Raw genomic sequence first — 7,801 nt, forward strand, 5'->3', positions numbered from 1 at the left:
AGGAAGGCTTCGGCCGAAGGCCGAGCCCGCGACTACGGGCCGCCGGCTTTCCGGCGCCCCGCGGAGGGCCAGCCGCGGCAGCGGCGATACGGCCCGTGAGCGATAAACGGAATCGGCCGAAGGCCGAACCCCGTGAGCGAAAACAAACCAGCCGTCAGGCCGCCTTCTTCTTCGGCTGGATCAGGCCGCGCTCGACCAGAAGCTCGGCGATCTGCACCGCGTTGAGCGCCGCGCCCTTGCGCAGATTGTCGGAGACGATCCACATCGACAGGCCGTTGTCGATGGTCGAATCCTCGCGGATGCGCGAGATGAAGGTGGCGTCCTCGCCGGCCGATTCCAGCGGCGTGATGTAGCCGCCATCCTCGCGCTTGTCCAAGACCTGGCAGCCTGGCGCTTCGCGCAGGATGTCGCGCGCCTCGTCGGCGGTGATCGGCTTTTCGAACTCGATGTTGACGGCTTCGGAATGGCCGATGAACACCGGCACGCGCACACAGGTCGCCGTCAGCTTGATCTTGGGGTCGAGCATCTTCTTGGTCTCGGCGACCATCTTCCACTCTTCCTTGGTCGAGCCGTCGTCGAGGAAGACGTCGATATGCGGAATGACGTTGAAGGCGATGCGCTTGGTGAACTTCTTGACCTCGACGCCATCGGCGACGAACACCGCGCGGGTCTGTGTAAAGAGTTCGTCCATGCCCTCCTTGCCGGCGCCGGATACCGATTGATAGGTGGCGACGACGACGCGCTTGATGGTGGCGACATCGTGCAGCGGCTTCAGCGCCACGACCAGCTGCGCCGTCGAGCAGTTCGGATTGGCGATGATGTTCTTGCGGGTGAACAGCGAGATCGCATCCGGGTTCACTTCCGGCACGATCAGCGGCACGTCCTGGTCGTAGCGGAAGGCCGACGAGTTATCGATGACGACGCAGCCCTGCTTGCCGATCTTCGGCGACCACTCCTTCGAGACGTTGCCGCCGGCCGACATGATGCAGATGTCGGTGTCGGAAAAATCATACTGGTCGAGCGTCTTGACCTTCAGCGAACGGTCGCCGAACGACACTTCGGTGCCCTGGCTGCGCCGCGAGGCCAGCGCCACGACTTCGCTTACCGGAAAGCCGCGCTCTTCCAGTATGTTGAGCATTTCGCGACCCACATTGCCCGTGGCGCCGACTACCGCAACCTTGAAACTCATCAGAAATCTCCTGTCCCTCTCCGCTTGGTTTTTGGAGAAAACCCGCCGGCCAATGCGGGTTTCGTCCCCCAGGCCGGACCCGGGAGAGGGTGGTTAGGCCAAGGGAATCACACCGTTTTGGTGGTGGTTTTGGCCATAGTTTTGCTGGAACGGTAAGACGCGCCAACGCGCCCGGCCCCATGATTGTGGCCGGGGAAGTCGAATGCAAGAAGAGCCATCAGAAGGCCGCGCATCGAAAATGATCCCGTTCGATGCCGGCTTTTACGCGGTTTGCGTCAGGAGTCAATTGCGGGAGGCACACGCCTGCTCTGTACAATAGCGGCCGCAAGAAGTACGAACGCCCAAATAGTGTTTGGCTGGCGTGCGTCAGCCCCGGCATGTGCTCCATGATGAGCCCAGACCCTGAATTCCGAAAGAGTGAGATGTCCAATTTCGAAGCTATTGTTCCTGCGCTGGCAGAGGCGCTGGAAAAACGCGGCTATACCGAGCTGACGCCGGTGCAGAAGGCGGTGCTGGAGCTCGGCGAGTCCGACGCTCTGGTGTCGGCGCAGACCGGCTCCGGCAAGACCGTCGCCTTCGGCCTCGCTTTGGCGCCGACCCTTCTGGGCAGCGCCGAACGTTTTGACCAGGCTGGCGCACCGCTGGCGCTGGCCGTGGCGCCGACACGCGAGCTCGCTCTGCAGGTGATGCGCGAACTGCAATGGCTCTACGCGCCGACCGGCGCCACCGTCGCGTCCTGTGTCGGCGGCATGGACATGCGCTCCGAACGGCGCGTGCTGGAGCGCGGCGCCCACATCGTCGTCGGCACGCCCGGCCGCCTGCGCGACCACATCACCCGCAACTCCCTCGACATGTCGGCGCTGAAAGCCGTGGTGCTGGACGAGGCCGACGAGATGCTCGACCTCGGCTTTCGCGAGGACCTCGAATTCATCCTCGATGCCGCACCGGCTCAGCGCCGCACGCTGATGTTTTCGGCCACCGTGCCGCGCTCGATCGCCACGCTGGCGCAAGGCTATCAGCGCGACGCCGTACGCATCTCGGCCGGCGGCGAGGAAAAGCAGCATCTCGATATCGAATACCGGGCGCTGAATGTCGCCTATCCCGACCGCGAGAACGCCATCATCAACGTGCTGCGCTTTTACGAGGCGAAGAACGCGCTGGTGTTCTGCAACACCCGCGCCGCCGTCAATCATCTGACGGCACGCTTCAACAACCGCAATTTTTCCGTCGTCGCATTGTCGGGCGAGCTCAGCCAGAACGAACGCACCCACGCGCTGCAGGCGATGCGCGACGGACGCGCCAAAGTCTGCATCGCCACGGATGTCGCCGCGCGCGGCATCGACCTGCCCAATCTCGAACTGGTCATCCATGCCGATCTGCCGACCAATCCCGAAACGCTGCTGCATCGCAGCGGCCGTACCGGCCGCGCCGGCCGCAAGGGTGTCAGCGCGCTGATCGTGCCCAACGGCGCCCGCAAGCGCACCGAGCGCCTGCTGCAGAATGCAGGGCTGAAGGCGACATGGGCGAGCCCGCCCTCGGCCGACGACGTGATCAAGCGCGATGACGAGCGCATCCTTGCCGATCCAGTCTTCGACGAGCCGGTAGCCGAGGACGAGCGCGGTTTCGTCGACACGCTTCTGGCCAGGCATGGCGCCGAACAGATTGCGGCCGCCTTCGTGCGCCAATGCCGCGCCAGCCGCTCGGCGCCCGAGGAGCTTACGGATGTCGCACCGTTCACGCCTTCGCGTGACAAACCGGCGGGCGAAAAATTCGAGCGCCGCGATGAAGCGCCAAGCCGGCGCGACGACTTCGGCGACAGTGTCTGGTTCTCGCTGTCGATCGGGCGCAAGCAAAATGCCGAGCCGCGCTGGCTGATCCCGATGCTGTGCCGCACCGGCAACATCTCCAAGCGCGAGATCGGCTCCATCAAGATGCAGCAGGATGAGACCTACGTGCAGATCGCGGCCGACTGGGCCGATCGCTTCCTCGCCGCCGTCGGCCCCGACAAGAAATTGCAGGGCAACATTGCGGTGAAGCGCCTGGACGGCACGCCCGACCTGTCGCGGGCCGGCTACCAGGCGCCGAAGCCCGACAAGAAGCCGCATCGCGGCAAGCGCCCGTTCGAGGCGCCGCAAAGCGCACACAAGCCGAAATTCGAGAAGCGGGAACGGCCCCCCGGCGATGCAAAGCCTTGGGCCGGGAAACCGAAATTCGACAAGGCTGGACCGCCGAAGAACAAGAAACCGAAGAAGCGGCCGGTTTGAGGCTCTTATCGGCCAATTACAGATGTAGGCGCTGCCCCTCATTGCCCTGCCGGGCGTTTCTCCCCGTATAGTGACGGGGAGAAAGGGCTGACCGCAGCCTTGGCGCTCTCTTGCAACGTTGGCGATTGGCGGAATCGTCGATAACAGCGACCCCTCTCCCCGCCACTATACGGGGAGAGGATGCCGGCAGGCAGGTGAGGGGCAGCGCCAACGCACCGGAAAATAAAGCAACTCATGCCTGAACCGTTCGCCCTCCATTTCGTCCACCCCCTTGCAGTCCGCCGCAACTTTGAACAGTCTGTGCCTGCACGGGGGCGAGGCTAAATGCGCGGCGAAGTTCTTCACTATGACGAGGCCCAGGGTTTCGGCTTCATCACCGGGGCGGACGGCAACCGCTACACCTTCGCGCGCGAGGATCTGCGCCGTGATACCGTGATCGCGAACGGCGCTGTGGTCGAGTTTCTGCCGGCAAGCGGTCAGGCGCGCGACGTTTTTTCAATCCGCGCCCAGCCCGCCAGTCCCGCCACCGCTGCGCCAGCGGCAAGCGCCGCGCCGCCCAAGGCGGCTGCCGCTTCAGCCGCCCCACAGCATTTCGGCCGCCTGGCGGAAGACGGCGCGGTTCGCGATAGCGGACTGCCGGGTTATTTCTGGCGAGGCGTGACGCGCAACTACATCAACTTCGCCGAACGCGCCCGCCGCAAGGAATTCTGGGGCTACTGCCTGTTCTGGACCGTCAGCTTCATCCTGGTCGGAATTGCCGGCGCCCTCGCCGACCAGGCCGTCGGCAATTTCGATGCCGGCAACTGGCCGATTGTGATGATCGGCGTCTGGGGGCTGTTTTGGCTAGCGACGTTCCTGCCCTGGGTCGGGCTCGTCGTGCGCCGCTTGCACGACATCGGCCTGACCGGCTGGCTGGCAATACCTTACTTCGCAATCACCTTCATGTTCGCTCCGGCTACGCTGATCCTCGCGCTGATACTCGGATTGATCCCGACCCAGGCCCACGAAAACCAGTGGGGGCCGGTGCCTAGAGGAGGCGGAGCCTAGACCCGCACCAAGAAATGAGCAGCCGGCTGTTTGCGGACAGCCGTGCTATAACAATGGCTTAGGTCGCAGCCGGGAAGGCAGCTGCTGTTTTGACCGAACGAACGAAATATTTCTCTTGCCATTTAGTCTGTGCACAGACAATCTGTGCAATCATCAAATCGACGATCGAAAACGGATGATGGAGCCAAGACAAATGTGGACCAACGAGTACACCGCAATTTCCCCCCTTTCGGCGCAGGCCATCTGGAACGCGCTCAAGGCGCTGCACGAAGGCCGCCTCACCTACGAAGGCTCCGATACCTTCGTGCTGCACGGCCCGTTCGCCAAGGGCACCCGCGTCTCTGTAACGCCCGTCGGGCAGGACACCTTCGAATCGACGATCGTCGACCTCGTCGACGCTGTAACCTATGCCGACGAGACCTCGTTCGGCGACACGAAACTGCTGTTCAGGCATACGCTGACGCCGGTCGAGGGTGGCACTCAAGTGACTCATCGCCTCGAGATTTCCGGCCCATCGGCCGCCGAGGTCGGACCAGAGCTCGGGCCGCAGATCAGCGGCGATTTCGACACTTCGATGGCTAAACTGTTCGAGCAGGCAATGGTGTTGGCGAACGGTGGCTGATCAAGGGGATCTGAACACGCGCTTCAGCGGACCATCCGAGAGCCCCGGCTTGCTGCTCTGGCGAACCACCATGCGCTGGCAGCGCGTCATGACGGCGGCGCTGGCCCCGCTTGACCTTACCCATGTCCAGTTCGTGCTGCTGGCTTCGGCGATGTGGCTCGGCCGATATGGCGAGCCGCCCAACCAGGTCCAACTCGCCGCGCAGGCCGGCACCGAGGTGAAGATGACGTCGGACGTCGTCGCCCGGCTTGAGGCAAAGGGACTGATTGTGCGGGACACCGACCCGCGGGATTCCCGCGCCAAGGTGATCCGCGTCTCCACGACGGGGACGGCCGCAGTCCAGCGCGCTATCGTCGCCGTCGAAGCCGCCGACGCTGCTTTTTTCTCAACCGTGGATGAGGCGCAACTCGTCGGCCTGCTGAAACGGCTGGCCGGCGAGATCCGCTGAGTCGGCCGCTAAGCCAGGAACTTGGCGATGATGGCATCGCCCATTGCGACAGTGCCGACTTCGGTCATGCCCTCGGACAAAATATCCTTCGTCCGGAGCCCGTCGTCGAGCACGGCGGCTATTGCGCCTTCGAGCTTGTCGGCCTCATCGACCATGCCGAAGGAATATCGCATGCACATGGCAAACGACGCGATCATGGCGATCGGGTTGGCGATGCCCTGTCCGGCAATGTCGGGCGCCGAGCCATGCACCGGCTCGTACAGCGCCTTGCGCTTCCTGGTCTTCACATCGGGCGCGCCGAGCGAGGCCGACGGCAGCATGCCGATCGATCCGGTCAGCATGGCGGCGATGTCGGACAGCATGTCGCCGAACAGATTGTCGGTGACGATGACGTCGAACTGCTTTGGCCAGCGCACCAGCTGCATGCCGCCGGCATCGGCCAGCATGTGGTCGAGCTTGACGTCAGCATAGCGAGTCTTCTGGGTCTGGGTGACAACCTCGTTCCACAGCACCCCGGATTTCATGACGTTGCGCTTTTCCATCGATGTCACGTGGTTCTTGCGCGTGCGCGCCAGCTCGAAGGCGACGCCGGAAATGCGCTCGATCTCGAACGTGTCGTAGACCTGCGTGTCGATGCCGCGCTTCTGGCCGTTGCCGAGATCGATGATCTGCTTCGGCTCGCCGAAATAGACTCCGCCGGTAAGCTCGCGCACGATCAATATGTCGAGGCCCTCGACGACTTCCTGCTTCAGCGAGGACGACGCGGCCAGCGCCGGATAGCAGATGGCGGGCCGGAGATTGGCGAACAGCTCCATATCCTTGCGCAGCCGTAGCAACCCGGCCTCGGGACGCACCTCGTAAGGCACCTTGTCCCATTTCGGCCCGCCGACGGCGCCGAACAGCACGGCGTCCGCAGCCATCGCCTTTGCCATGTCGCCATCCGAAATCGCCGCGCCATGCGCGTCGTAGGCACAGCCGCCGACCAAGCCTTCGTCAGTGGCAAAACCGCTGCCGAGCTTTGCGTTCATGGCCGCGATCAGCTTCTTCACCTCGGCCATCGCCTCGGGGCCGATGCCGTCGCCGGCGAGCAGGAGAAGATTTTTCGAAGCCATGGAGAACCGTCCGATGCTGTTTGGAGAAACCGCGGCCTTGCTAAACGCCAAGAGCTTGCGGCGCAAGGGGATGAAGAACGCTACGACGGCGCCCGCCTCTCAAGACCTGGGTTCCTCGCCGTGGCCAGAGGCGGGGGAGAGGAACAAATCACTTGTGCGACAAAATATTCACCAACCGGCCGAACGGATCGCGCACATAAAACCGCCGTACGCCCCACGGCTCGTCGGCCGGACCGTATTCGACGGCAAAGCCGGCGGCCCTCATGCCTTGCAGCGCCGCATCGACATCGTCGACCTCGATGGAGAGGTCCGGCACCGGCGTGCCGGAGCCGCCCTGGGCCATGAAGCTGATCTGCACCTGCATCCGTTCGTCGGACCCGTAGGTGACGATCCAGCCCTGATCCATCAGCACATCGAGGCCAAGCACGTCCTGATAGAAGCGTTTCGCCGCCGCCGCGTCCTGCGTCCCGATATTGGCTACGATGCGCCGGACCGTCATGGCTTTGGCCTCCTCAAGCCGTGCGCCGCAGCGCCGTGACTTCGATCTCGATCTTCATTTCCGGCTTGTTGAGCTGGCACACGATCATCGTCGCCGCCGGCCTGATGTCGCCGAAAGCCTCGCCGAGGATGGGGAAGACGACGTCCACGATGGCCCGGTCTGTGATGTAGTAATGCGCCCGCACCACATCGGCCATGTCGAAGCCGCCATCCCTCAGCGCCTCCGCGATGGTCGCCAGGCAATTGCGCGTCTGCGCCTCCACCGTTTCCGGCATGGTCATCGTCGCATAGTCGTAGCCGGTCGTTCCCGACACGAAGCACCAGTCGCCCTGCACCACCGCGCGCGAATAGCCGGCGGTTTTTTCGAAGGGCGAACCGGTGGAGATGAGTGTGCGCATGGAGCCTCGCTGTGGTTTCGGACACTTTGCAGGGAAAGGGCCGGCCAGGCCATGGGCCAAGTCAGGTGCAAATCTTGGTCGTCGGCGGGACAGCACCCCCCTCTGGCCTGCCGGCCATCTCCCCCTCAAGGGCATAGGCGCTAAGATAGGTATTGCCCTGCGGAATCGGGTGTGATTCTACACTGCGATGACACACGAATCGCTTGTTGATGACGGCTGGGCC

General features: G+C 63.6%; 8 protein-coding genes. 4 read left to right on the plus strand and 4 right to left on the minus strand.

The genetic code is table 11. The annotated features are described in order from the left end of the window. Window positions 1-154: 154 nt before the first annotated feature. Complete coding sequence (locus NKI05_RS22165) at window positions 155-1,189, minus strand: aspartate-semialdehyde dehydrogenase (protein WP_023671698.1); 1,035 nt, start codon at window positions 1,187-1,189, stop codon at window positions 155-157. Between the two features lie 422 nt (window positions 1,190-1,611). Here NKI05_RS22165 and NKI05_RS22170 point away from each other — a divergent pair, with 422 nt between their 5' ends. The 4 genes from NKI05_RS22170 to NKI05_RS22185 all read left to right on the plus strand — a co-directional run bounded on the left by NKI05_RS22170 (window position 1,612) and on the right by NKI05_RS22185 (window position 5,570). Beyond that, window positions 1,612-3,453 carry a DEAD/DEAH box helicase gene (locus tag NKI05_RS22170; protein ID WP_023828756.1) on the plus strand — a complete coding sequence of 614 codons (1,842 nt, stop codon included), beginning with the start codon at window positions 1,612-1,614 and terminating at the stop codon, window positions 3,451-3,453. 324 nt (window positions 3,454-3,777) lie between these two features. Further along, complete coding sequence (locus NKI05_RS22175) at window positions 3,778-4,500, plus strand: DUF805 domain-containing protein (RefSeq protein WP_023730273.1); 723 nt, start codon at window positions 3,778-3,780, stop codon at window positions 4,498-4,500. A gap of 193 nt (window positions 4,501-4,693) precedes the next feature. After that, window positions 4,694-5,122, plus strand: coding sequence for an SRPBCC family protein (locus NKI05_RS22180; RefSeq protein WP_023708789.1), 429 nt, complete (start codon window positions 4,694-4,696; stop codon window positions 5,120-5,122). Between the two features lie 70 nt (window positions 5,123-5,192). After that, window positions 5,193-5,570 carry a MarR family winged helix-turn-helix transcriptional regulator gene (locus NKI05_RS22185; RefSeq protein WP_023683823.1) on the plus strand — a complete coding sequence of 126 codons (378 nt, stop codon included), beginning with the start codon at window positions 5,193-5,195 and terminating at the stop codon, window positions 5,568-5,570. A gap of 8 nt (window positions 5,571-5,578) precedes the next feature. Here the strand turns inward: NKI05_RS22185 and leuB are convergent, their stop codons facing one another. The 3 genes from leuB to NKI05_RS22200 form a co-directional block, all read right to left on the minus strand. Further along, complete coding sequence (gene leuB, locus NKI05_RS22190; RefSeq protein WP_023756211.1) at window positions 5,579-6,682, minus strand: 3-isopropylmalate dehydrogenase; 1,104 nt, start codon at window positions 6,680-6,682, stop codon at window positions 5,579-5,581. 148 nt (window positions 6,683-6,830) lie between these two features. Continuing rightward, entirely contained in the window at window positions 6,831-7,181 is a 351-nt protein-coding gene (locus tag NKI05_RS22195) for a VOC family protein (RefSeq protein ID WP_023740123.1), read from the minus strand. Between the two features lie 13 nt (window positions 7,182-7,194). Continuing rightward, window positions 7,195-7,578, minus strand: coding sequence for a RidA family protein (locus tag NKI05_RS22200; protein WP_023814784.1), 384 nt, complete (start codon window positions 7,576-7,578; stop codon window positions 7,195-7,197). Between the last annotated feature and the right edge of the window lie 223 nt (window positions 7,579-7,801).

This window comes from Mesorhizobium sp. M0771 (assembly GCF_040320155.1).
Classification (GTDB): domain Bacteria; phylum Pseudomonadota; class Alphaproteobacteria; order Rhizobiales; family Rhizobiaceae; genus Mesorhizobium.